General features: G+C 74.6%; 20 protein-coding genes. 13 read left to right on the top strand and 7 right to left on the bottom strand.

Translation table 11 applies throughout. The annotated features are described in order from the left end of the window. Window positions 1-7: 7 nt before the first annotated feature. The 5 genes from rimO (at window position 8) to ACFW1A_RS10860 (ending at window position 3612) form a co-directional block, all read left to right on the top strand. Window positions 8-1468, top strand: coding sequence for a 30S ribosomal protein S12 methylthiotransferase RimO (gene rimO, locus ACFW1A_RS10880; protein WP_380407358.1), 1461 nt, complete (start codon window positions 8-10; stop codon window positions 1466-1468). Beyond that, entirely contained in the window at window positions 1465-2112 is a 648-nt protein-coding gene (gene pgsA / locus ACFW1A_RS10875; protein WP_380407356.1) for a CDP-diacylglycerol--glycerol-3-phosphate 3-phosphatidyltransferase, read from the top strand. The genes rimO and pgsA overlap by 4 nt, the downstream gene beginning before the upstream one ends. Then, the gene (locus ACFW1A_RS10870; RefSeq protein WP_380407354.1) at window positions 2112-2624 is read left to right on the top strand and encodes a CinA family protein; all 513 of its coding nucleotides are present in this window, start codon (window positions 2112-2114) and stop codon (window positions 2622-2624) included. Before pgsA ends, ACFW1A_RS10870 begins: the two co-directional genes overlap by 1 nt. 195 nt (window positions 2625-2819) lie before the next feature. Then, complete coding sequence (locus tag ACFW1A_RS10865) at window positions 2820-3188, top strand: helix-turn-helix domain-containing protein (protein ID WP_110671393.1); 369 nt, start codon at window positions 2820-2822, stop codon at window positions 3186-3188. A 70-nt stretch (window positions 3189-3258) separates the two neighbouring features. Then, window positions 3259-3612, top strand: coding sequence for a hypothetical protein (locus tag ACFW1A_RS10860; RefSeq protein WP_380407352.1), 354 nt, complete (start codon window positions 3259-3261; stop codon window positions 3610-3612). Here the strand turns inward: ACFW1A_RS10860 and ACFW1A_RS10855 are convergent. Continuing rightward, window positions 3541-8166, bottom strand: a complete 4626-nt coding sequence (locus tag ACFW1A_RS10855; RefSeq protein ID WP_380407349.1) for an ATP-dependent helicase — start codon at window positions 8164-8166, stop codon at window positions 3541-3543. The genes ACFW1A_RS10860 and ACFW1A_RS10855 overlap by 72 nt on opposite strands. A gap of 164 nt (window positions 8167-8330) precedes the next feature. On the opposite strand from ACFW1A_RS10855, the gene ACFW1A_RS10850 reads away from it, so the two are divergent. The 4 genes from ACFW1A_RS10850 to recX all read left to right on the top strand — a co-directional run bounded on the left by ACFW1A_RS10850 (window position 8331) and on the right by recX (window position 12406). Further along, window positions 8331-9842, top strand: coding sequence for a S8 family serine peptidase (locus ACFW1A_RS10850; protein ID WP_380407347.1), 1512 nt, complete (start codon window positions 8331-8333; stop codon window positions 9840-9842). Between the two features lie 97 nt (window positions 9843-9939). Continuing rightward, window positions 9940-10134: a DUF3046 domain-containing protein gene (locus ACFW1A_RS10845; RefSeq protein ID WP_380407346.1), complete on the top strand. Its 195-nt coding sequence runs from the start codon at window positions 9940-9942 to the stop codon at window positions 10132-10134. A gap of 183 nt (window positions 10135-10317) precedes the next feature. After that, window positions 10318-11436 (top strand): recombinase RecA, encoded by a 1119-nt coding sequence (gene recA, locus ACFW1A_RS10840; protein WP_380407344.1) that lies wholly within the window; start codon window positions 10318-10320, stop codon window positions 11434-11436. Window positions 11437-11452: 16 nt separating this feature from the next. After that, window positions 11453-12406, top strand: coding sequence for a recombination regulator RecX (gene recX / locus ACFW1A_RS10835; protein WP_380407342.1), 954 nt, complete (start codon window positions 11453-11455; stop codon window positions 12404-12406). Window positions 12407-12418: 12 nt separating this feature from the next. Here the strand turns inward: recX and ACFW1A_RS10830 are convergent, their stop codons facing one another. The 5 genes from ACFW1A_RS10830 to ACFW1A_RS10810 form a co-directional block, all read right to left on the bottom strand. Then, window positions 12419-14116 (bottom strand): FAD-dependent monooxygenase, encoded by a 1698-nt coding sequence (locus tag ACFW1A_RS10830; RefSeq protein WP_380407339.1) that lies wholly within the window; start codon window positions 14114-14116, stop codon window positions 12419-12421. 116 nt (window positions 14117-14232) lie between these two features. Next, window positions 14233-15060 (bottom strand): amino acid ABC transporter permease, encoded by an 828-nt coding sequence (locus tag ACFW1A_RS10825; RefSeq protein WP_380407336.1) that lies wholly within the window; start codon window positions 15058-15060, stop codon window positions 14233-14235. Further along, entirely contained in the window at window positions 15057-15707 is a 651-nt protein-coding gene (locus tag ACFW1A_RS10820; protein ID WP_380407333.1) for an amino acid ABC transporter permease, read from the bottom strand. Before ACFW1A_RS10820 ends, ACFW1A_RS10825 begins: the two co-directional genes overlap by 4 nt. Before the next feature lie 46 nt (window positions 15708-15753). Next, complete coding sequence (locus tag ACFW1A_RS10815; RefSeq protein ID WP_380407331.1) at window positions 15754-16656, bottom strand: glutamate ABC transporter substrate-binding protein; 903 nt, start codon at window positions 16654-16656, stop codon at window positions 15754-15756. 82 nt (window positions 16657-16738) lie between these two features. Next, entirely contained in the window at window positions 16739-17503 is a 765-nt protein-coding gene (locus ACFW1A_RS10810; RefSeq protein ID WP_380407329.1) for an amino acid ABC transporter ATP-binding protein, read from the bottom strand. 333 nt (window positions 17504-17836) lie between these two features. Here ACFW1A_RS10810 and ACFW1A_RS10805 point away from each other — a divergent pair, with 333 nt between their 5' ends. After that, a complete protein-coding gene (locus tag ACFW1A_RS10805; protein WP_380407327.1) occupies window positions 17837-18592 on the top strand; it encodes a response regulator transcription factor in 756 nt (251 codons plus the stop codon). 2 nt (window positions 18593-18594) lie between these two features. Then, window positions 18595-20004 (top strand): sensor histidine kinase, encoded by a 1410-nt coding sequence (locus ACFW1A_RS10800; protein ID WP_380407325.1) that lies wholly within the window; start codon window positions 18595-18597, stop codon window positions 20002-20004. A 15-nt stretch (window positions 20005-20019) separates the two neighbouring features. Here the strand turns inward: ACFW1A_RS10800 and ACFW1A_RS10795 are convergent, their stop codons facing one another. After that, window positions 20020-20991 (bottom strand): TAXI family TRAP transporter solute-binding subunit, encoded by a 972-nt coding sequence (locus tag ACFW1A_RS10795; RefSeq protein ID WP_380407323.1) that lies wholly within the window; start codon window positions 20989-20991, stop codon window positions 20020-20022. An 89-nt stretch (window positions 20992-21080) separates the two neighbouring features. On the opposite strand from ACFW1A_RS10795, the gene miaB reads away from it, so the two are divergent. Next, entirely contained in the window at window positions 21081-22577 is a 1497-nt protein-coding gene (gene miaB, locus ACFW1A_RS10790; RefSeq protein WP_380407321.1) for a tRNA (N6-isopentenyl adenosine(37)-C2)-methylthiotransferase MiaB, read from the top strand. 86 nt (window positions 22578-22663) lie between these two features. Then, window positions 22664-23362 (top strand): class III extradiol dioxygenase subunit B-like domain-containing protein, encoded by a 699-nt coding sequence (locus ACFW1A_RS10785; RefSeq protein WP_380407319.1) that lies wholly within the window; start codon window positions 22664-22666, stop codon window positions 23360-23362. Window positions 23363-23378: the final 16 nt, after the last annotated feature.

Here is a 23378-nt window from a genome sequence, read left to right as displayed (position 1 = left end):
TGGCCCTATGCCTGAACGCCGTACAGTCGCCCTTGTCACGCTCGGATGCGCCCGCAACGAGGTGGACTCCGAGGAACTCGCCGGGCGACTGGAGGCCGATGGCTGGCTGCTGGTCGACGACGCCGCCGAGGCCGATGTCGCCGTGGTCAACACCTGCGGCTTCGTCGAGGCCGCCAAGAAGGACTCGGTGGACGCCCTGCTGGAGGCCAACGACCTCAAGGGTCACGGCCGCACCCAGGCGGTGGTCGCCGTCGGCTGCATGGCCGAGCGGTACGGCAAGGAGCTCGCCGACGCGCTGCCGGAGGCCGACGGGGTGCTCGGCTTCGACGACTACACCGACATCAGCGACCGGCTGCAGACCATCCTGTCCGGCGGCCACCACGCCCCGCACCTGCCGCGCGACCGCCGCAAGCTGCTCCCGCTGACCCCGGTGGAGCGGCAGGCCGCGGCCGCCGAGATCGCGCTGCCGGGGCACGGCGCCCCGCAGGACCTGCCGGAGGGCGTGGCGCCCGCCTCGGGCCCGCGCACCCTGCGCAAGCGGCTGGACGACTCCCCGGTGGCCTCGATCAAGCTGGCCTCCGGCTGCGACCGCCGCTGCTCCTTCTGCGCCATCCCGGCCTTCCGCGGCTCCTTCATCTCGCGCCGCCCCGCCGACGTGCTGAACGAGGCGGTCTGGCTGGCCGGCCAGGGCGTCCGCGAGGTGGTCCTGGTGAGCGAGAACAACACCTCGTACGGCAAGGACCTCGGCGACATCCGGCTGCTGGAGACGCTGCTGTCCGAGATCGCCGCGGTGCCGGGCGTCGAGCGGGTCCGGGTCAGCTACCTGCAGCCCGCCGAGATGCGCCCGGGCCTGATCGACGCGATGACCGGCACGGCCGGCGTGCTGCCCTACTTCGACCTCTCCTTCCAGCACTCGGCCCCGGCCGTGCTGCGCCGGATGCGCCGCTTCGGCAACACCGAGCAGTTCCTGGAGCTGCTGCGGACCATCCGCGCCAAGGCCCCGCAGGCCGGCGCCCGGTCCAACTTCATCGTGGGCTTCCCGGGCGAGACCGAGGAGGACTTCGCGGAGCTGGAACGGTTCGTCACCGAGGCCGGCCTGGACGCCATCGGCGTCTTCGGCTACTCGGACGAGGACGGCACCGAGGCGGCCGGCTTCGACGGCAAGCTGCCCGAGGACGTGGTGGCCGACCGGCTGGCCAAGCTCACCCGGCTGGCCGAGGAGCTCACCGCGCAGCGGGCCGAGCAGCGGATCGGGACCGAGGTCGAGGTGCTGGTCGAGGGCATCGAGGACGGTGAGGTGGTCGGCCGCGCCGCCCACCAGGCGCCGGAGACCGACGGCCTGACCACCCTGACCGGCGTCCCCGGGGCCGCGGTCGGCCAGTTCTACCGCGCCGTGGTGACCGCCAGCGAGGGCGTGGACCTGGTGGCCGAGGCGATCGAGCTCGTCCGTCCGGCGGCCGGAGCATGACCGGGGGGCCGGGCAGCCCGGCGGCGGCCAGCCCGGCCCGGCCGGGGGCCGCCCGTCCGGCGGTGCCCTCGGTGTGGAACCTGGCGAACATGCTCACCATGCTGCGGCTGGCACTGGTGCCGGTCTTCGTGGCGCTGCTCTTCGCCGACGGCGGGCACAACCCCAAGTGGCGCGCGGTGGCCTGGGCGGCCTTCGCGATCGCGATGATCACCGACCTGTTCGACGGCGAGATCGCCCGGCGGCGCGGCCTGGTCACCGACTTCGGCAAGATCGCCGACCCGATCGCGGACAAGGCGATCATGGGTGCGGCGCTGATCGGCCTGTCGGTACTGGGCGACCTGCCCTGGTGGATCACCGTGGTGATCCTGGCCCGCGAGCTCGGCATCACCCTGCTGCGGTTCTGGGTGATCCGCTACAGCGTGATCCCGGCCAGCCGCGGCGGGAAGCTCAAGACGCTCACCCAGGGCATCGCGGTGGGCATGTACGTGCTGCCGCTGACCGGTTGGCTCGCCACCGGTCGGGCGGTGCTGATGGGCCTGGCGGTGCTGCTGACGCTCGGCACCGGCGCCGACTACGTGCGCCAGGCCGTGCAGCTGCGCCGCGAGGGCCGTCGGCAGGAGGTCCTGCGGGGCCGGGAGGCGTGATGACCGAGTTCGTCCCGCTGGCCCAGCAGGTGCACCGCACGCTGTCCGGCCAGGGGGCCACCCTCGCGGTGGCCGAGTCGCTGACCGGTGGGCTGCTGGCGGCCCGGTTGGTGGACGTGCCGGGCGCCTCGGCGACCTTCCGCGGCTCGGTGACCGCCTACGCCACCGAGCTCAAGGCGCGGCTGCTCGGGGTGGACGAGGGACTGTTGGCGGTGCACGGTCCGGTGCACCCCGTGGTGGCCCGTCAGATGGCCGAGGGGGTCCGCCGGCTGCTCGGCGCCGACTACGGGCTGGCGACGACCGGAGTGGCCGGTCCCGAGCCGCAGGACGGTCAGCCAGTCGGCACAGTGCACCTCGGTTTCGCCGGTCCGGGCGGAACTCTGGTGAGATCGCCCCGCCTGTCGGGAGACCGTGCCACAATCCGACGCAAGGCCGTGGACGGCGCGTTGGAGCTGTTTCTGGCGCACGCGGGGCCTCGCCGTGGTGCGACCGGCGCCACGGGCGTCAACTGAACAACGGCTGAACAGCCAGAATCCGGGGAACCTCTCTCTACGAGGGGCGTGCCTGCGCCCGGGGCGGGAACAACAGGGGAGGGGAGAGCCTTGCAGCCCAGAGTGAACACGACCACGGTCCCCGCACACGACGCGGGCAAGGCGGTACGGTGGGGACGTGACATCTCGATCCGCAGTCCGAGGAGGGAGCCACCGATGATCCTGCTCCGTCGCCTCTTGGGTGACGTGCTGCGTCGGCAGCGCCAGCGCCAGGGCCGCACACTTCGCGAGGTGTCGGCCGCCGCACGAGTGTCCCTCGGGTACCTCTCCGAGGTGGAGCGCGGGCAGAAGGAGGCCTCCTCGGAGCTGCTCTCCGCGATCTGCGACGCGCTCGACGTCCGGATGTCCGAGGTCATGCGCGAGGTGAGCGACGAGCTGTCGCTGGCCGAGCTGGCCGCGATGGCCGCCCTGTCCGAGGACGACCTGCTGCGTCCGGTGCTGGAGCCCGTGCAGTTGCCGGCGCCCGGCGAGCGGATGAGCTCGATCACTCCGAAGGCCGCGGCTGTGGACGTCGTCGCCGCCTGACCTCGCCCGACCGGGGTCGCCCCGTCCGGGGTTCTCGCCCACCATGGGGGGACGAGAGGGGAACGCGCGAGTGCACCGCTCCAGTGAGGGCGGTCCGTCGGGCCGAATAGGTTCGGGCGGCCGCCGGTTGCCGATTCCGTACGGCCTGCGCCTGCTGGCGTCGGCCGTGCCGCTCAGTGTGCTGCTGTGGTTCCTGTTGACGCCGGGTCCGCCTTCCGGTGGGCCCGGTGCGCTGTTCGCGCTGCTCACCCTCGGCGGGTGGAGCCTGGGCGTGCTGCCGGTCCACTGCGACCAGCGCAGCAGCGGCCCGGTCCGCCGTCGACCGGCCGCCGTCGACCCGGCCGCCGTGGAGTCAGCCGCGCAGCCGCAGCCCGCGCGGGGTGGCGTGGAAACCGGCGCCCTCCAGGACCGCACCCAGGGCTGAACCGAGCGCCTGCTCGCCGTTGGCCTTCTCCACCGTCAGGCCGGTCAGCCGGCCCGCCCGGACCGCCGCCACTAGCTCCGGCACGGCTGCGCCCAGCAGCTGCTCGTCCTCGGTCCAGCAGAGCAGGGACTTGCCGCCGCGCTCCAGGTAGAGCACCAACTCCCCGTCGACCAGCACCACCAAGGCGCCCGCCTTGCGGCCGGGGCGGTGCGCGCCGGTCCCGTCGCCCGGAGGCTCGGGCCAGGGCAGTGCGGCGCCGTAGGCGTTGGCCGGGTCGGCGGCGGCCAGCAGCTGGGCCTGCGGCCGGCCGGCCGGGGTGCCGGCCTGCTCGGGCCAGTCGGCGGCGCCGGCCCGCTCCAGCCGGGAGTTGACCGAGCGCAGCCGGTCGGCGGCGCCGTCCATGGCGAACTGGGCCCCGCCCAGCCCCTCGACCAGGTAGCCGCGGCGGGCCCGACCGCGCTCCTCGAAGGCGGCGAGCACCCGGTAGACGGCCGCGAAGCCGCCCGCCACCCGTTCGGCCTGCACGGTGCCGCGGGTCAGCACGCCGTGCCGGTCCAGCAGCACCTGGGCCTGTCCGGCGGCCCGGGCGGTCGGCTCGGCCGCGGCGGGCAGCAGCGACCAGCGCCCGCCGACGGTCGGGTCGGCGGGCCGGGCCGGGACCCGGCCCAGCCCGCCGTACCGGCCGCGCGGCACCGCCCGCGGCGCCCGGTGCGCGGTGGACCCCGGGGTGCGGCCGGAGCCGAGCAGGGCCCGGACCGGGGCCAGGGTGTCGTTGGTGATCAGGCCGGCCCAGACCAAGTCCCAGAGCGCGGCGACGGTCTCCGGCTCGGGGGTGTCCGGCACCTGGGCGCACAGGTCCTTGAAGAGCAGGCCGTAGCCGCTGGCCAGCGCGGCCAGCAGGGCGTCGTGCAGCGGGGTGCGGGTGAGCGGCAGCGGGTCGGGGCGGACCAGGTCGACCGCCTCGCCCAGGTGCAGGCTGATCCAGCCGTCCTTGCCGGGCAGCGCGCCGGCGCCGACCCAGCCGATCTCGCCCTGGGCCATCAGCCGGTCCAGCCGGTCGGGCTGGTAGTCGGTCAGCCGGGCCGGCAGGATCAGCCGCTCCAGCGCGGAGGCCGGCAGCACCGCGCCCTGCAGCTGTTCCACGATCCGGAACAGCCCGTCCTCGCCGCGCAGCTGATGGCCGGCCAGGTGCTGCCACTGGGGCAGGAAGGCGGCCAGCGCGCGCGGCGGCACCGCCTCCACCTCCTGGCGCAGCGCGGCCAGCGAGCGGCGGCGCAGGCGGCGCAGCACCTCGGCGTCGCACCACTCGGGCTCGCCGGTGCCGCCCGCCTCCACCGGCCGGAACTCGCCCTGGACCAACCGACCGGCGGCGGTCAGCCGCTGCAGGGTGCCGGTGACCACGGCGGTGCCCAGGCCGAACCGCGCGGCGGCCAGGCGGGCGGTGAACGGGCCGTTGGTGCGGGCGTGGCGGGCCAGCAGGTCGCCCAGCGGGTCCTTCACCGGCTCGGTGAACGCCTCCGGCACGCCGACCGGCAGCGGGGTGCCGAGCGCGTCGCTCAGCCGCCCGGCGTCCTCGACCGCGGCCCAGCGCTGCTCGCCGGCGATCCTGACCTCGATCGCCCGGCGGGCCGCCTGCAGCTCGACCGGCCAGGCCGGGTCGGCGCCGCGCTCGGCCAGTTCGGCGGTGCCGAGCGGGCCGAGCAGCCGCAGCGCGTCGGCCACCCCCTCGACGTCCTTGATCCGGCGCTCCGGGGTGAGCCGCTGCAGCTCCGCCTCCAGCCCGGCCAGCACCGCCGGGTCGATCAGCTCGCGCAGCTCGGCCTGCCCGAGCAGCTCGGCCAGCAGCCGGGAGTCCAGGGCCAGCGCGGCGGCCCGGCGCTCGGCGAGCGGCGAGTCGCCCTCGTAGAGGTACTGGGCGACGTAGCCGAAGAGCAGGGAGCGGGCGAAGGGGGAGGGCTCGGGGGTGGTGACCTCCACCAGGCGCACGGCGCGCGACTCCAGATCGCGCATCAGCTCCACCAGGCCGGGCAGGTCGAAGACGTCCTGCAGGCACTCGCGGACCGCCTCCAGCACGATCGGGAAGGAGGCGTACTCGCTGGCCACCTCCAGCAGCTGGGCGGCGCGCTGGCGCTGCTGCCAGAGCGGGGTGCGCCTGCCGGGGCTGCGCCGGGGCAGCAGCAGGGCCCGGCCGGCGCACTCGCGGAACCGGGAGGCGAACAGCGCCGACCCGCCGACCTGGTCGGTGACCAGCTGCTCGACCTCGGCGGGGTCGAAGAGCGCGGCGTCGGCCCCGACCGGCGCCTCGTCGACGGACGGTGCGTCGGGTGACGGGAAGTCGAGCAGGTCGGCGTCCGGCAGCCGCAGCACGATGCCGTCGTCCCCGTGCATCACCTGCGGGTCCAGGCCGTGCCGTTCGCGCAGCCGGGCGCCCAGCGCCAGCGCCCAGGGGGCGTGCACCTGGGCGCCGAAGGGGGAGTGGATGACGATCCGCCAGTCGCCCAGCTCGTCCCGGAACCGCTCGACCACGATGGTGCGGTCGTCCGGCAGGTGGCCGGCGGCCCGGCGCTGCTCGGTCAGGTAGCCGAGCAGGTTGTCGGCCGCCCAGTCGTCCAGGCCCGCGCCCAGCAGCCGCTGCCGGGCCTCGGGCTCGGGCAGCGCGCCCAGCTCGCGGACGAAGGCGCCCAGCGCCCGGCCCAGCTCCAGCGGGCGGCCCAACGCGTCGCCCTTCCAGAACGGCAGCCGGCCCGGCACCCCCGGGGCCGGGGTGACCAGCACCTTGTCGTGGGTGATCTCCTGGATCCGCCAGGAGCTGGTGCCGAGGGTGAAGACGTCGCCGACCCGGGACTCGTAGACCATCTCCTCGTCCAGCTCGCCGACCCGGCCGCCGCCCTTCTTGGCGTCGGCACCGGCGATGAAGACGCCGAACAGGCCGCGGTCCGGGATGGTGCCGCCGGAGGTGACGGCCAGGCGCTGGGCGCCGGGGCGACCGGTCACGGTGCCGGCCACCCGGTCCCAGACCAGGCGGGGGCGCAGCTCGGCGAAGGCGTCCGAGGGGTAGCGGCCGGCCAGCATGTCCAGCACCGAGTCGAAGGCGGACTGCGGCAGGGTGGCGAACGGGGCCGCCCGGCGGACCAGGGTGAGCAGCTCGGTGACGTCCCAGCTGTCCAGCGCGCAGATCGCCACCAGCTGCTGGGCCAGGACGTCCAGAGGGTTGCGCGGGACCCGCAGCGCCTCGATCCGCCCGGCCCGCATCCGCTCGGTGACCACGGCGGACTGCACCAGGTCGGCGCGGTACTTGGGGAAGACCACGCCGGTGGAGACCGCGCCCACCTGGTGCCCGGCCCGGCCGACCCGCTGCAGGCCGGAGGCGACCGAGGGCGGCGACTCGACCTGCACCACCAGGTCGACCGCCCCCATGTCGATGCCCAGCTCCAGGCTGGAGGTGGCCACCACCGCGGGCAGCCGGCCGGCCTTGAGCTCCTCCTCGACCTGGGCGCGCTGCTCCTTGGAGACCGAGCCGTGGTGGGCCCGGGCCAGCACCGGCGGGGCGCCGCGGGACGCGCCGGAGCCGCCCATCAGCTCGGCCGGGGCGTGCGCCTCGGCCGGCGGTGCGCCGGTGGCCCGCTCGTGGGCGATCTCGTTCAGCCGGTTGCAGAGCCGCTCGGCCAGCCGGCGGGAGTTGGCGAAGACGATGGTGGAGCGGTGGGCCTGGACCAGGTCCACGATCCGCTCCTCGACGTGCGGCCAGATGCTCGCCCGGGCCTGCTCCGACCCCTCGGTGGCCGGGGCCGGGGAGAGCTCGCCCAGGTCGGCCACCGGGACCACCACCGAGAGGTCGAACTCCTTGGCGGCGGGGGGCTGGACGACGGTGGCGCCGCGCTGCGGGGAGAGGTAGCGGGCCACCTCCTCCACCGGACGGACGGTGGCGGACAGGCCGATCCGGCGGGCCGGGCGCTCCAACAGCTGGTCCAGCCGCTCCAGGCTGAGCGCCAGGTGGGCGCCGCGCTTGGTGCCGGCCACCGCGTGCACCTCGTCCAGGATCACCGTGTCGACGCCGCGCAGCGCCTCCCGGGAGGCGGAGGTGAGCAGCAGGAAGAGCGACTCGGGGGTGGTGATCAGGATGTCCGGCGGGTGGCTCTGGAACTTGCGCCGCTCGGCGGCCGGGGTGTCGCCCGAGCGGATGCCGACCTGCACCTCGGGCTCGGGCAGGCCGAGCCGGACGGCGGCCTGGCGCAGACCGGCCAGCGGGGCGCGCAGGTTGCGCTCCACGTCCACCGCGAGGGCCTTCAGGGGGGAGACGTAGAGCACCCGCAGGCGCTTGCGCGGCTCGGCGGGCGGCGGGGTGGTGGCGAGGCGGTCCAGCGCGGAGAGGAAGGCGGCCAGCGTCTTGCCGGAGCCGGTGGGGGCCACCACCAGCACGTCGCTCTGTTCCCGGATGGCGGCCCAGGCACCGGCCTGGGCGCCGGTCGGGCCCGCGAAGGCGGCCTCGAACCAGGCGCGGGTGGCCGGGGCGAAGCCGGCCAGGGGGTCGGTGGGGAGGTGCTGGTCCGCCATGCCCCCATGGTGCCGGGTGGGGGTGACAGTGCGGGGCGAGCCCGGGCGGCGGATGCGACCGGATGGCGGCGAGGGACTCCTTATAAATGGGCAAATAGGACATTTCGCTCATATGGTGAGGGCCTGTTGTCCCTGGACGGTCCCCCCGGGAGCGGAGGAGCGCGATGGCCGACGTCCGGCTGGTGTCCCGCCGGCGGCGCCGAACCCTGGTGCTGCGCAGCACGCCCGCCGCGCTGGCGGCGGCCCTGCTGCTGGGCGGCGCGCTCCCGTACATGGCGGACGGGCCGCGGACCTTCCTCAGCTACCTGGTGCTGGCCGACCGCACCGACGCGCAGGGCGTGGCGGTGGCCGACGCGGCGGTGCGGGCCGCCGGCGGACAGGTGGTGCAGGAGTACCCGCAGGTCGGCATGGTGCTGGCGTACGCGGCGGACGGCTCGTTCGCGGCCCGGGTGCGCGGCCGGTCCGGGATCGCGGCGGCCGGCGCCACCCGCACCGCCAAGGTGCCGGGCCCGCCGCGCGCGGTGGCCGGCGCCGGGGACTTCCGCCACGGCGCGGGGGACGCCGCGGAGCGGATGGAGGGGGACACCACGCCCACCGTCCCGGACCCGGCGGAGCGCGGCGGCTGGAACCTCACCATGATGGGCGACGATCCGGCCGCGGCGGCCGGCGGCACGCTGCCGGCCGCCGCGCCCGGCGGCCCGGCCGCGGCCGCGCAGCGGGAGTCGGCGCTGCACCAGGTGCTGGTCGCGGTGCTGGACTCGGGGGTCGACGACACCCATCCGGACCTGCGCGACGCGGTCTCCCCGGCCGACTCGGTCTCCTGCGCCGACGGCCGACCGGACGCCCGGTCCGGCGCCTGGCGCCCGGACCCCTCGGTGGCCGAGAGCGGCCACGGCACCCACGTGGCGGGGTTGATCGGGGCCGCCCGGGACGGGCACGGGGTGGTCGGGGTGGCGCCCGGGGTGCGGATCGCGGCGGTGCGGCTGCTCGGGCCGCTGGGCCAGTACTACCCGGAGAACATCGTCTGCGGGCTGCTCTGGGCGGCCGACCACGGTGCGGTGGCGATCAACGACAGCTACTTCGCCGACCCGTGGAAGTACAACTGCCCCCAGGACCCGGACCAGGGCGCGATGATCCAGGCGGTCGGCCGGGCGGTGGCCTACGCCCAGCGGCGCGCGCTGGTGGTCGCCTCGGCGGGCAACGACGGGCAGGACCTGACCGGCCCGCGCACCGACCGGCGCAGCCCCAACGACCGGCTCTCCGGCCCCGGGGACGACCGGCAGCTCGGGCCGGAGTGCATCCGGCTGCCGGGCGAGCTGCCCGGGGTGGTCTCGGTCGGCGCGGTGACCCGCACCGGCGCGATCGCCTCCTACTCCAACTACGGCGACGGCCGGATCACCCTGGCCGCGCCCGGCGGGGACCCGGACGGCGGCCCGGACGACGCGATCGTCTCGGACTGGCCGGGCGGGCGGTACGCGGCGCTGGCCGGCACCTCGATGAGCGCGGCGCACGTGACCGGTGCGATCGCGGTGGCCGCCGCGCTGCACCCGGACTGGGGGCCGGACCGGCTGCGCGGCCTGTTGCTGACCCAGGCGCACGCCAACTGCCTGGTGGGCGCCGGACTCTGCCGGGACCGGGCCGGCTACGGCGCCGGGATCGTGGCACTGCCGCACTGAGCCGCCGCACTGAGCTGCCGGACCGGGCCGCCGCTCCCGGCCGCTCCGGGCCGCTCGGGCGCCGGTCGTCGCGGGGGGCTCGGCGATACTGGGGCGCATGAGGCTGACCGAGTTCTGGCAACGGATGGACGACCACTTCGGCTCCGGGTACGCGGAGTCCTTCGCCCGCGACCACGTGATGAGCGAGCTCGGCGGCCGCACCGTGCACCAGGCGCTGGAGGCCGGCTGGGAGGCCAAGGAGGTCTGGCGGGTGGTCTGCCAGGTCATGGGGGTGCCGTCCCGGCTGCGCTGAGGCGCGGCGCCGCGGGGCGGGAGGACCTCGCCCCGGGCCGCCCGCTGAATCGAACTGATGTTCCCTATACTGGTTTCGCGGCGAGTTTTCCACAGGCCCAGCCCGTCCGGGGCCGATTGTCGGTGGGACGCGCTAGCGTCGAGGACGATGAAGCGCACAGCACAGAACCCGAGGGTGGAAGCCATGGCAGCAGGTACGGACCGCGAGAAGGCTCTTGAGACCGCGCTCGCCCAGATCGAGCGGCAGTTCGGCAAGGGCTCGGTGATGCGCCTGGGCGACCAGGCCCGTGCCCCGATCGACGTGATCCCGACCGGATCCACCGCGCTGGACGTCGCCCTCGGCGTCGGCGGGCTGCCGCGCGGCCGTGTGATCGAGATCTACGGCCCGGAGTCCTCCGGCAAGACCACGCTGACCCTGCACGCGGCGGCCAGTGCGCAGAAGCTCGGCGGCACCGTGGCCTTCGTGGACGCCGAGCACGCCCTCGACCCGGAGTACGCCCGCAAGCTCGGCGTGGACACCGACGCACTGCTGGTCTCCCAGCCGGACACCGGCGAGCAGGCGCTGGAGATCACCGACATGCTGATCCGCTCCGGCGCGATCGACCTGATCATCATCGACTCGGTGGCCGCCCTGGTGCCGCGCGCCGAGATCGAGGGCGAGATGGGCGACTCGCACGTGGGTCTGCAGGCCCGGCTGATGAGCCAGGCGCTGCGCAAGATCGCCGGTGCGCTGAACCAGTCGAACACCACCGCGATCTTCATCAACCAGCTGCGCGAGAAGATCGGCGTGATGTTCGGCTCCCCGGAGACGACCACCGGTGGCCGCGCGCTGAAGTTCTACGCCTCGGTGCGCCTGGACATCCGCCGGATCGAGACCCTGAAGGACGGCACCGAGGCGGTCGGCAACCGCACCCGGGTCAAGGTGGTCAAGAACAAGGTGGCCGCCCCGTTCAAGCAGGCCGAGTTCGACATCCTCTACGGCCACGGCATCAGCTGGGAGGGCGGCCTGATCGACATGGGCGTCGAGCACGGCATCGTCCGCAAGGCCGGCGCCTGGTACACCTACGAGGGCGACCAGCTGGGCCAGGGCAAGGAGAACGCCCGCAACTTCCTGCGCGACAACTCGGCGCTGGCCGAGGAGATCGAGAAGCGGATCAAGATCAAGATGGGTGTGATCGCGGACCCGGACGCGCCCGCCGAGGGCGCCCCGGCCGCCGAGCCGGCAGCGGACGGTGCGGCCAAGCCGATCACCGCCACCGCGGCCAAGACCGCGGCCAAGAAGACGGCGGCGGCCAAGGCCTGACCCGGCGATGCGGAGGATGCGGGAGCCGGGTGCGGGGGAGCACCCGGACTGGGTGGTCGAGGCCAAGGGCGAGGAGGAGGGGGAGCGCCCGGACTGGGTGGTGGACGGGCCGCGCGCGCCCGGCGAACCGGTGGCACCCGTGGCACCGGTGGTGGAGCGGCCGGACCGGCCCGCCCGCAGGCCGCGCACCGAGCGCCCGGCGCGCTCGCGGCGGGCAGCCGACCGCCCGGCACCCGTCGACCCGCCGCCGTCCGCCGGCCCTGCGCCCTCCGCCGGGCCGCCGACCGGCGCCCCCGCGGACTGGGCGCCCGGCCCGTGGGGCGAGCAGGACTGGGTGGCCGAGGCGGAGGCCGAGCTGGCCGCCGCCACCCGCTCGGGCCGTCGCCGGGGCACCCGCGCCCGGTCCGGGGAACGCGCCCCGGGCGGGCCGCGCGCCGAGCGCGCGCCGGCCGCGGCCGAGACCGATCCGGCCACCCGGGCCCGGGACATCTGCCTGCGCCTGCTGACCGGCACCCCGCGCACCCGCAAGCAACTGGCCGACGCGCTGCGCAAGCGCGAGATCCCCGACGAGGTGGCCGAGGAGGTGCTCGCCCGGTTCGAGGAGGTCGGCCTGATCGACGACGCCGCGTTCGCCGCCGCCTGGGTCGAGTCCCGCCACCACGGCCGCGGGCTGGCCCGCCGCGCGCTGGCCCAGGAGCTGCGCACCCGCGGCGTGGCCGGCGCGGTGGTGGAGGAGGCGGTGGCCCGGCTCGACCCGGACGACGAGGCCGGCACCGCCCGCGCCCTGGTCGAGCGCAAGCTGCGCGCCACCGCGGGCCTGGAGCGCCAGGCCCGGCTGCGCCGCCTGGTCGGCATGCTGGCCCGCCGCGGCTACGCCGAGGGCCTGGCCTTCCGGGTGGTCCGCGAGGCGCTGGACGCCGAGGGGGAGAGCAGCGAGGAGCTGGAGGCCTGGTCGCTCGGCGACGAGTGACGGGCCGTCAGCTCACGCCGACTGCTCCGCACCGGCCAGTGGCGCCGGTCCGCCGCGGGCCCCGGCGGCCAGCGCCTGCAGGTCCTCGGCGCGGGCGCCCTGGGTGGTCCCGACCAGGTGGCCGTCCGGTCGGACCAGCAGCACCGTGTGCGGCCCGGCGCTCGGGTACTCCTCGGTGACCAGCACCTCGGCCGGCACCGGCAGCGCCGCCGCCACCTCCGCCAGCCGCGGCATCAGCCCCGCGCCCAGCCAGCGCTCGGCCGACCAGACCGCGGTGCCCGGCGCCACCAGCAGCAGCAGGAAGGTCGAGCCCAGCCGCGCGTACAGCCGGTCCGGCGTCCCGTCGGTGGTGAGCACCGGCAGGTCGGGCACCAGCACCCCCGGCGCGGTGGCCGGCAGGCTCTCGGTCAGCGCGGTGCCCCGCCCGGTGCCGCGCTGCGACGGCACCCCCGAGGGCGCCACCGGATAGGCGGGTGCCCCGCCGAACCGCCCGGTGCCGAGCAGCCCGTCCGCCAGCAGCGGCGCGTGCTTGCGGAAGGAGCCGGTGAGCAGCGAGCGGCGGGTGTGCGCCCAACCGCGCAGCGGCCGCAGCAGCGGCATCGTCTGGTCCACCGCGCGCAGCCGGGCGCCCACCGCCCCGCGCCGCTCCGCCTCGTAGCCGTCCAGCAGCGAGCCACCGGGCTGCGGCCCGCCGGAATGGGGGTCCTCCCGGCCGAAGGCCGGGGGAAGGTGCCAGGCGCAGGCCAGCCGCCAGGCCAGGTTGTCCACGTCGCGCAGCCCGTCCACCAGGTTCTGCATGCCGAGCGCGCCGTGCAGGTGCGCCGCGTCCCCGGCCAGGAAGCAGCGGCCGCTGCGGAACCGGGCCGCCAGCCGCTGCTGGGCGGTGTGGTCGGCGGCGGCCAGCAGTTCGTAGCGCGGCAGTTGGCCGCACCAGCCGGTCAGGGTGGACTTCACCCGGGTGACCAGGGTGTCGCCGGTGACCAGGCCCGGCCAGGTGGCGTGCGGGTCCACCGGCGCGTCGGCGGCCGGCCGGCTGGGCGGCAGCCGCCAGTCCAGCCGCCAGAGCCCGTCCGGCAGCGGGCGGGCCGAGGCCTCCCGGTCGCCGCGCCACGGCGGTTCGCGGTGCAGCCGGGCCTCGCCCGCGAAGGGCAGGTCCACCCGGACGGTGGCGATCGCGTGCCGGTCGACCGCGGGCCGGCCGGGGAAGCGGATCGCCAGCAACTTGCGGACCGAGGAGCGGGCGCCGTCGCACCCCACCAGGTGGCTGGCCCGCCACCAGGTGTCCGTACCGTCCTGCGGGTGCCGGGTGCGCACGCTGACGCCGTCCCGGTCCTGGTCGATCTCCTCCACCCGGGCGTGCGGCACCAGCTGGATCAGCGCGGTGGCGCTGGCCGCGTCCCGCAGCCCGCGCTGCAGCCGGTGTTGCGACAGGTGCAGCACCGGGTGGTCGGACAGGTCCAGCCGGAGCACCTCCTGGCGCCGGCGCCAGACCGTCAGCCGGTCCCAGCGGGCCGCGTCGGAGGCGGCCCGCGGGTAGCCGAGGCGCTCCAGGAAGGCGGCGGTCTCGGCGCCGATCACGGTGGAGCGCGGCCCCTCGGGGCAGACCCCGCTGCCCTGGTCGAGCACGATGCTCGGCACCTCGTGCCGGGCCAGTGCCAGGGCCATCGCCAGCCCGACCGGGCCGGCGCCCACCACGATCACCGGGTCCACGGCCACCCTCCGCCCCGGGGCTCGAAGCGGGTCGGCAGCGGTCCGGCGGCGGGGGTGGCGTGGCAGGTCCCGGGTGGTGTCACGAAGAGCAATGCAACAGGTGACCTGGGTGTCCGTCAAGCAGCGGCCGGTGTGCGCCGGTTCGAGCCGCGGCGCCCGCGCGACTCGATCCAGCGGGCGAGCGCGGTGAGGGCGAGGCAGAGGGCGATGTAGATCGGGGTGATCACCAGGACCACGGGGATGAAGGCGTAGCCGTGCGCGGTGCTGATGGTGTTGGCGATCAGCTTCCCGGTGAACAGCAGTTCGGCGTAGGTGATCACGTAGCCCAGCGAGGTGTCCTTGAGGGTGACCACCAGTTGGCCGATCATGGCCGGCAGCATCGACCGGACGGCCTGCGGCAACAGGATGGTCAGCATCACCTGGCTCTTGCGCAGCCCGAGGGCGTAAGCCGCCTCGCGCTGGCCGCGCGGCAGTGCCTGGATCCCGCTGCGGATGATCTCGGCCTGCACTGCCCCGTTGTAGAGGCCAAGACCGAGCACCATGGCGTACTGCGGCTGGTCGCTGAACATGCTCTGGTAGAGCGCGAAGATCATGATCAGCAGCGGCATCGCCCGGAAGAACTCGGTCAGTCCGGTGGCCGGCCAGCGCAGCCAGCGGTGGTCGGAGAGTCGACCGGCGGCCAGCAGCGCGCCCCACACCAGCGAGAACAGGCCCGCCATTCCGAAGGTGGACAGCGTGGCCTGCAGGCCGGTCAGGATCCGCTGCTGCACCGTGGTGTACTCGAACAGCGACCACATCCCCGGGTCGAACTGTCCGTTCGAGTCCAGTGCGTCGAAGACGAACCAGCCCAGGCCCGCGAGCGCGAGGACGGCGAGCGCGCCGAAGAGCCGGTTGCGGACCCGGGCACGCGGACCCGGGACGTCGTAGAGGACGTTCGCGCTCACGCGGCCACCGCCAGCCTGCGCCCGAGACCGCGGAAGACCAGGCCGACCGTCGCGCTGATGCACAGGTAGGCGAGCGCGATCCAGAAGAAGATGGCGAAGATGGCGTATCCCCGTTCGTGGAGCGTGACCTGGACCGAGTAGAGCTCGGCGACATTGAAGGCGCCGGCGATCGCCGAGTTGCGCGGCAGCGCGATGAAGACGCTGCTCAGCGGCCCGAGCACGGCCCGCCCGGCCTGCGGCAGCACCACCAGGGTGAGTGTCTGACCGAAAGTCATCCCGAGGCTGCGGGCGGCCTCGGCCTGTCCGAGCGGCACCGTGTTGATGCCCGCACGCAGCACCTCGCAGACGAAGCTGCCGGTGTAGATGCCCAGGGCCAGCACGTCGAAGACGAAGGACGACAGGTGGACGTCCAGCTTGGGCAGCCCGAAGGTGATCGCGAAGAAGAGCAGGGTCAGCGGGGTGTTGCGGAACACCCCGACCCAGCCGGTGCCGAAGGCCCGCAGCACCGGCACCGGGGAGACCCGGCAGGCCGCCAGCAGGGTGCCCAGCACCAGGGCGAGCAGCGCGCTCGCCCCGCTGAGCAGCAGGGTCTGTACGAACCCGTGCCAGAACAGCGAGAGGTTGTCCCCCTCGAACAGCATGCCCATGCCGGCGGCTCCCAGGTTGATCAGTGACGTCGGGTCAGGACCGCGGTCAGTACCGCTCGAGGGCCGGCGGCTGCGGGGCGGCGGAGCCGGACTTGGCGAGGGTGGCGTCGTACGCCTTCTTCCAGTCGCCGTTGTCCTCGTGCGCCTTCAGCGCGTCGTTGATCGCGTCGCGCAGCACCTTGTCGTCCTTGTTCAGGCCGACGCCGTACTTCTCGGTGGAGAACGGCTTGCCGACGACCTTCAGCTGGCCCTCGTTCTTGGCCGCGTAGCCCTTGAGGATGGCGTCGTCGGTGGTGACCGCGTCGATGTCCTTGGAGAGGAGCTTGTCGACGCAGTTGGAGTAGTTGCCGAAGGTGGAGACGTCGGCGCCGTAGGTCTTGATCTTGTCCACCGAGGTGGAGCCGGTGGCGGTGCAGACCTTCTTGCCCTTGACCGCGTCCGGCCCGGTGATGTCGGTGTTGTCCTGGCGCACCAGCAGGTCCTGGCCGGCGATGTAGTACGGGCCGGCGAACGAGACCTGGGTCTTGCGCTTGTCGTTGATGCTGTAGGTGCCGACGTAGTAGTCGATCTGACCGCCCGCCAGCGCGGTCTCGCGGTTGGCCGAGTCGATGGTCTTGAACTCGATCTGGCTCTCCGAGAAGCCGAGGTCGGCGGCGACCATCTTGGCGATCTCGATGTCGAAGCCGGTGCGGGTGCCCGCGGCCACGTCCTCGAAGCCGAGGAAGGGCTGGTCGGACTTGGCGCCGATGATCAGCTTGCCGCGCTTCTTGGCGGCGGCGACGGTCGGCGAGCCGTCCAGCTTGGCGTCGGTCTTCACCGGGTAGGCGGCGGCCTTGGCGGTGCCGGTGTCGCTGCTGCCGGCGTTCGGCGAGCCGCTCTTGCCGCAGGCGGCGGTGGCGGCCAGGGCCACCACGGCGAGCAGGGCGGCGGAGGTACGGCGGATGCGCATGACGGGAGGTCTCCTAGCGTCTGGGCAGGCGTCAGTCGGGCCGCGGCCGAGCGGTGGCCGGGCTTGACGGGTCATCGGGACATCAGTGGTGGAGGATCTTGGACAGGAAGTCCTTGGCCCGGTCGCTGCGCGGGTTGGTGAAGAACTCCTCCGGGGTGTTCTCCTCGGCGATCCTGCCGTCGGCCAGGAACAGCACCCGGTTGGCGGCGGAGCGGGCGAAGCCCATCTCGTGGGTGACCACCACCATGGTCATCCCCTCGGCGGCCAGCCCGCGCATCACGTCCAGCACCTCGTTGATCATCTCGGGGTCGAGCGCCGAGGTCGGCTCGTCGAACAGCAGCACCTTGGGGTCCATGGCCAGCGCGCGGGCGATCGCCACCCGCTGCTGCTGGCCGCCGGAGAGCTGGGCCGGGTACTTGTCGGCGTGCTCGGCCATCCCGACCCGGTCCAGCAGGGCGCGGGCCTTGGCCTCGGCCTCGGCCCTGGCGGTCCGGCGCACCTTGACCTGGCCCAGCACCACGTTCTCCAGCGCGGTCTTGTGCGCGAAGAGGTTGAAGGACTGGAACACCATCCCGACCTCGGCCCGCAGCCGGGCCAGCTCCCGGCCCTCGGCGGGCAGCGGGCGGCCGTCGACGGTGATCGCACCGGAGTCGATGGTCTCCAGCCGGTTGATGGTGCGGCAGAGCGTGGACTTGCCGGAGCCCGAGGGGCCGATCAGCACCACGACCTCGCCCTGGTGGATCGTCAGGTCGATGTCCTGGAGCACGTGGTGGGCGCCGAAGGACTTGTTGACGCCGCTCAGCACCACCAGCGGGGTCGCCGGACGGTCCGTGGTCGTCTCGGTCATGTCGGCCGTGCCCCCAAACGTCACGACCGGGGGGAGCGACTCCCCCCGGTGTCGGTGTACTGCGGTGGAATGTGGCCGCCGTCGGTGCGGCGGATGCGTCGGGGGCTGTGGCCGGCGGAGCTCGCAGCCCCCGACGAAATTTGACCCTAGGTTGGTTGACCGGGCTGCGTCAGTGCATCTGAGCAGAACTTGAGCATCACGAAAGGGCCACGCGGACAAGCCCGTACCGGTCGGGACTGGCCTGCGCGGCCGGGCGTGGGGGAGGATGGCCGCTCCGCCGGGGCCCTGGGGCCGGGCGGTCCCCCGCCGGTGAGCGATTCAGGAAGGTGTGCGATGCGGCTGCTGCTCGTCGAGGACGACGACCGGGTCGCGGCGGCGCTGGTCGCCGTGCTCAGCCGGCACGGCTTCCAGGTCCGGCACGCGCGGAGCGGGCACGAGGCGCTGGACGCCCTGGTGCCGGACGGCAACGACCCGTACCGGGTGGTGCTGCTGGACCTCGGCCTGCCCGACCGGGACGGCTTCGAGGTGTGCAGCCGGATCCGGGCCGGCAGCGGCGTGCCGGTGATCATGGTCACCGCGCGGGCCGACATCCGCTCCCGGATCCACGGGCTCAACCTGGGCGCCGACGACTACATCACCAAGCCCTACGACATGGGCGAGCTGCTGGCCCGGATCCACGCGGTGGCCCGGCGCTTCCAGCCCACCCCGGTCGGCCCGCAGAGCGCCGGCCCGCAGACCGCGGTCGGCCCCGGCTCGCTGGAGTCCTGGGGCATCAGCATCGACCGGGAGCGCCGCCGGGTCAGCGTGGACGGCCGCGACGTGCCGCTCACCCGCAAGGAGTTCGACCTGCTGGCGCTGCTCGCGCAGAGCCCCGGCGTGGTCTACCGGCGCGAGCAGATCTTCAGCGAGGTCTGGCGCAGCGGCTGGGAGGGCAACGGCCGCACCCTGGAGGTGCACATCGGCTCGCTGCGCACCAAGCTGGCGCTGCCCGGGCTGGTCGAGGCGGTGCGCGGGGTCGGCTACCGGCTGATCCCGCAGTCCCCGGACCAGGAGCCGGACGCCGCGGGGGCGAACGGGAGCGCCGACTAGGCATGCGTACCCGCCTGCTGGGCATCCTGCTCGCCCTGATGGCCGGGGTGCTGGCCGCCCTCGGCGTGCCGCTGGCCGCCTCGATGGCGGCCGGCGAGCAGAGCCGCGTGGTGGTCGACCGGATGGACGACGTGGCCCGGTTCGCCCAGGAACTGCCCACCCAGGGGCTGCCCGCGCCGGGCGGCGACGGCCTGGACGCCCCGCAGTTGCGGGCGCTGCGCGCCGAGGTGGTCCGCTACCAGGCGCTGTACGGGGTGCGCACCGGCCTGTTCCTGCCGGACGAGACGGCGCTCGCGGTGGCGCCCGCCGGCTGGCAGCTGCCGCAGACCGGTCCGGGCGGCCAGGCGGTGCAGGAGGCCAAGGACGGCCGGCGCAGCCACAACCCGCCGCAGGTGTGGCCGTGGACCCCCGACCGGACGCTGACCATCGCCTCCCCGGTGGTGCGCGACGGCGACGTGGTCGCCGTGGTGGTCACCGAGTCGCCCACCGGCCCGCTGCGGGCCCGGATCCTGCACCGCTGGCTCTGGCTGGCGGGCGGCGAGGCGGTGGCGATGATCGCCGCCGTGCTGCTGGCGGTCCGGCTCACCGAGTGGGTGCTGCGCCCGGTGCGCACGCTGGACCGGGCCACCCACGACATCGCCACCGGCCGGATGAACGCGCGGGTCGCCGCTGTCGGCGGGCCGCCCGAACTGCGGCGCCTGGCCGGGTCGTTCAACGAGATGGCGGACCACGTGGTGCTCGCGCTGGACCAGCAGCGGGCCTTCGTGGCGGACGCCTCGCACCAGCTGCGCAACCCGCTCTCCGCGCTGCTGCTGCGGGTCGAGCTGCTCGGCCTGGAGCTGCCCGAGGGCCACGAGGCCGAGCTGGCCCAGGTGCGCGAGGAGGGCACCCGACTGGCCCGGGTACTGGACGACCTGCTGGGCCTGGCCACCGCCGAGGGCAGCCGGCCGCAGCCGGAGCCGGTGGACCTGACCTCGCTGGTGCTGGCCCGGGTGGACGGCTGGCAGCCGGTGGCCCAGCAGCGCGGCATCCGGCTGGGCAGCGGCACCCCGTCCTACCTCAAGGCCTGGACCGACCCGATCGGCTTCGGCAGCGCGCTGGACGCGGTGCTGGACAACGCGCTCAAGTTCAGCCCGCCCGGCGGCACGGTCGCGGTCACGCTGCGCACCGGCCGCCGGGAGGTGCTGGTGACGGTGACCGACGACGGTCCCGGGCTGACCGAGGAGGAGCTGGCCCGGGCCGGCGACCGGTTCTGGCGCAGCCCGCGGCACCAGAACGTGGACGGCTCGGGCCTGGGCCTGTCGATCGCCCGCACCCTGCTGCTCGCCGGCGGCGGCTCACTGGAGTTCGCGCCGGCCGAGCCGCACGGCCTGGCGGTCACCCTGAGCGTGCCGCGCGACCAGCGGTCCTGACCCGGCGCCCGGCCGTCAGGGCTTGACCGACCGGTAGTAGCGCCGGGCGCCCTCGTGCAGCGGCAGCGGGTCGGTGTAGACGGCGGTGCGCAGGTCCACCCGCTGGGCGGCGTGCACCTGGTGGCCGATCCAGTCGCGGCTGTCGATCACCGCCCGGGTCATCCCCTCGACCAGCCGCAGGTCCACGTCGTCCCGGGTGATCAGCAGGTTGGGCACCGCCATGGTGAGCACCGCCGGGTTGTCGGCGTAGATCGAGGCGGGCAGCACCGCGGCGCGGTAGGCGGCGGTGTCGGGGAACTGGCGGTGCAGCGCGTCGGTCAGGTCGCCGAGCGGCACGATCCGCAGCGGGACCCGCTGGGAGAGCGAGGTCAGTGCGGTGGTGGGCAGGCCGCCGGACCAGAAGAAGGCGTCCAGGTGGTGCGCGGCCAGCGCGTCCCCCTCGTCGCCGACCCCGAGCGGGGCGGGCTGGATGCCGCGGTCCGGGTCGATCCCGGCCACCGTGAGCAGCTCGCGGGTGATCAGGTTCACCCCGGACTTCGGCTGTCCGACGCCCACCCGCAGGCCGCGCAGGTCGGACACCTTCTGGATCGGGGAGTCGACCGGGACCACCAGCTGCAGGTAGTCGTCGTAGAGCCGGGCGATCGCGCGCAGCCGGTCCTTGCCGGGGGCGTCGAAGTCGGCCACCGCGTCGGCGGTGGCTATCGCGAAGTCGTCCCGGCCGGAGGTCACCCGCTCCAGGTTGTCCACCGAGCCCTGGGAGCCGTCCAGGCGCAGGTCCACCCCGGGCATCGAGGTCTGCAGCGCCTGCTGGAGCAGGTTGCCGTACCGGTCGTAGACGCCGTTGGGCACGCCGGTGGCGAAGCCGCTGACGCCCTTGGGGTAGGAGGCGGTGCCGCCCGCGGCCAGCCACCAGCCGGACAGCGCGCCGGCCACCAGCAGCAGCGCTGCCAGGGCGGGCCAGAAGCGGCGGGCGGCGGTCCGGGTCATGCGGGGGATCCTGCCAGGCCCGGCCGCCGGACGGGAGGGGCGGAGGCCAAACCGTTGTCCCGGGTGCCCTTACCCTTGCTCCTGTGGGTATGGGAGAGAGCTTGCGAACTTACAAGGTCGTCACGCACGGCTGCCAGATGAACGTGCACGACTCCGAGCGCCTGGCCGGGCTGCTGGAGGACGCCGGATACGTGAAGGCCGAGCAGGACGGCGGCGACCCGGACCTGGTGGTCTTCAACACCTGCGCGGTGCGGGAGAACGCCGACAACAAGCTGTACGGCAACCTGGGCCACCTCGCCCCGGCGAAGACCCGCCACAAGGACATGCAGATCGCCGTCGGCGGCTGCCTGGCCCAGAAGGACCGCGACACCATCGTGCGCAGGGCGCCCTGGGTCGACGTGGTCTTCGGCACCCACAACATCGGCCACCTGCCGGCGCTGCTGGAGCGGGCCCGGGTCGAGCAGCAGGCCCAGGTGGAGATCCTGGAGTCGCTGGAGACCTTCCCCTCCACCCTGCCCACCCGCCGCGAGTCCGCCTATGCGGCCTGGGTGGCGATCTCGGTCGGCTGCAACAACACCTGCACCTTCTGCATCGTCCCGGCGCTGCGCGGCAAGGAGGAGGACCGCCGCCCCGGCGACGTGCTCGCCGAGGTCGAGGCGCTGGTCGGGGAGGGGGTCATCGAGGTCACCCTGCTCGGGCAGAACGTCAACGCCTACGGCTCCGACCTGGGCGACCGCGAGGCCTTCTCCAAGCTGCTGCGCGCCTGCGGAGGGATCGAGGGCCTGGAGCGGGTCCGCTTCACCTCGCCGCACCCGCGCGACTTCACCGACGACGTGATCGCCGCGATGGCCGAGACCCCGAACGTGATGCACCAGCTGCACATGCCGCTGCAGTCCGGCTCGGACTCCGTGCTGCGCGCGATGAAGCGCTCCTACCGGCAGGAGCGGTTCCTGGGGATCATCAAGAAGGTGCGCGAGGCGATGCCGGACGCGGCCATCTCCACCGACATCATCGTGGGCTTCCCCGGCGAGACGGACGAGGACTTCGAGCAGACCCTGCACGTGGTCCGCGAGGCCCGGTTCACCAACGCCTTCACCTTCCAGTACTCCAAGCGCCCCGGCACCCCCGCCGCGGAGATGGCGGACCAGGTGCCCAAGGCCGTGGTCCAGGAGCGCTACGAGCGGCTGATCGCCCTGCAGGAGGAGATCTCCTGGGACGAGAACAAGAAGCAGGTCGGCCGCCGGCTGGAGATCCTGGTCGCCGAGGGCGAGGGCAAGAAGGACGACCGCACCGACCGGCTCTCCGGCCGGGCCCCGGACAACCGCCTGGTCCACTTCTCGCGGCCGGCCGAGCCGGTGCGCCCGGGCGACGTGGTCACGGTGGAGATCACCTACGCCGCCCCGCACCACCTGCTGGCCGAGGGCCCGGCGCTGGCCGTGCGCCGCACCCGGGCCGGCGACGCCTGGGAGAAGCGCAACGCCGCGCCCGCGCCCGGGCCGACCGGGGGAGTGATGCTGGGCCTGCCGACCATCGGCGCCCCGACCCCGTCGCCCGCGCCGGCCGGCGGCGGCTGCGGCTGCGACTAGGGCCTGTCCGACGGTTCCCGCCGGGTCCGACGCGAACTGTCGGACAGGCCCTGGGCCCCGCACAGACGGCGGCTAGAGTGATCCGCATGCTGGTCGCCGCCGCCGTCTGCCCCTGTCCGCCGCTGCTGGTGCCCGAGGTCGCCGCGGGCGCCGCCGCCGAGCTGGACGCCCTGCGGGCATCCTGCGCCGAGGCGATCGGCGTCCTGCTGGCCGCCGGGCCGGAGCTGCTGGTGCTGGTCGGCGACGGTCCGCAGGCCGAGGTCTGGACCGAGGGCGGGCTGGGCGGCTTCCACCGCTTCGGGGTGCCCCGGGCGGTCCGGCTGCCCTCCGGCGGGGTCGAGGGGCCGGAGCTGAGCCCCGCGCTGAGCGTCGGTGCCTGGCTGCTCGAACGGAGCGGCACCACACTGCCCACGCACGCCTGCGCGGTGCCGGCCGACGCACCGGCGGACCGGATGCTGGGCCTGGGGGCGGGCCTGGCCGGCCTCGCGGACCGGGTCGGCCTGCTGGTGCTCGGCGACGGCAGCGCCCGGCGGACGGTCAAGGCGCCCGGCTACCTGGACGAGCGGGCCGAGCCCTTCGACGCCGAGCTGGCCCGGGCCCTGGGCGCGGCGGACACCGAGGCGCTGGCCGGGCTGGACCCGGCGCACTGCGCCGAGCTGATGGTGGGCGGCCGGGCGTCCTGGCAGGTGCTGGCCGGCGCGGCCCGCGGCGCCGGGCTGACCGGTGCGCTGCACCACGACGAGGCGCCGTACGGGGTCGGGTACTTCGTGGCCTCCTGGAGCTGACGGACGGATGGACGGC

Origin of the sequence: Kitasatospora sp. NPDC058965 (assembly GCF_042741245.1) — a bacterium.
In the GTDB taxonomy this organism is placed as follows: Bacteria; Actinomycetota; Actinomycetes; order Streptomycetales; family Streptomycetaceae; genus Kitasatospora.
Note: the sequence above shows the minus strand (reverse complement) of the source record. Positions and strands in the feature narration are given on the sequence as shown.

Excerpts from the sequence above, each read along its gene's own strand:
- ACFW1A_RS10870 (WP_380407354.1), top strand. The coding sequence starts at position 2,112 with ATGACCGAGTTCGTCCCGCTGGCCCAGCAGGTGCACCGCACGCTGTCC.
- ACFW1A_RS10815 (WP_380407331.1), bottom strand. The coding sequence starts at position 16,656 with ATGCGCATCCGCCGTACCTCCGCCGCCCTGCTCGCCGTGGTGGCCCTG.
- miaB (WP_380407321.1), top strand. The coding sequence starts at position 21,081 with ATGGGAGAGAGCTTGCGAACTTACAAGGTCGTCACGCACGGCTGCCAG.
- recA (WP_380407344.1), top strand. The coding sequence starts at position 10,318 with ATGGCAGCAGGTACGGACCGCGAGAAGGCTCTTGAGACCGCGCTCGCC.
- ACFW1A_RS10805 (WP_380407327.1), top strand. The coding sequence starts at position 17,837 with ATGCGGCTGCTGCTCGTCGAGGACGACGACCGGGTCGCGGCGGCGCTG.
- recX (WP_380407342.1), top strand. The coding sequence starts at position 11,453 with ATGCGGGAGCCGGGTGCGGGGGAGCACCCGGACTGGGTGGTCGAGGCC.
- ACFW1A_RS10865 (WP_110671393.1), top strand. The coding sequence starts at position 2,820 with ATGATCCTGCTCCGTCGCCTCTTGGGTGACGTGCTGCGTCGGCAGCGC.
- ACFW1A_RS10855 (WP_380407349.1), bottom strand. The coding sequence starts at position 8,166 with ATGGCGGACCAGCACCTCCCCACCGACCCCCTGGCCGGCTTCGCCCCG.
- ACFW1A_RS10850 (WP_380407347.1), top strand. The coding sequence starts at position 8,331 with ATGGCCGACGTCCGGCTGGTGTCCCGCCGGCGGCGCCGAACCCTGGTG.
- ACFW1A_RS10845 (WP_380407346.1), top strand. The coding sequence starts at position 9,940 with ATGAGGCTGACCGAGTTCTGGCAACGGATGGACGACCACTTCGGCTCC.
- ACFW1A_RS10785 (WP_380407319.1), top strand. The coding sequence starts at position 22,664 with ATGCTGGTCGCCGCCGCCGTCTGCCCCTGTCCGCCGCTGCTGGTGCCC.
- ACFW1A_RS10800 (WP_380407325.1), top strand. The coding sequence starts at position 18,595 with ATGCGTACCCGCCTGCTGGGCATCCTGCTCGCCCTGATGGCCGGGGTG.
- rimO (WP_380407358.1), top strand. The coding sequence starts at position 8 with ATGCCTGAACGCCGTACAGTCGCCCTTGTCACGCTCGGATGCGCCCGC.
- ACFW1A_RS10795 (WP_380407323.1), bottom strand. The coding sequence starts at position 20,991 with ATGACCCGGACCGCCGCCCGCCGCTTCTGGCCCGCCCTGGCAGCGCTG.
- ACFW1A_RS10810 (WP_380407329.1), bottom strand. The coding sequence starts at position 17,503 with ATGACCGAGACGACCACGGACCGTCCGGCGACCCCGCTGGTGGTGCTG.
- pgsA (WP_380407356.1), top strand. The coding sequence starts at position 1,465 with ATGACCGGGGGGCCGGGCAGCCCGGCGGCGGCCAGCCCGGCCCGGCCG.
- ACFW1A_RS10820 (WP_380407333.1), bottom strand. The coding sequence starts at position 15,707 with ATGGGCATGCTGTTCGAGGGGGACAACCTCTCGCTGTTCTGGCACGGG.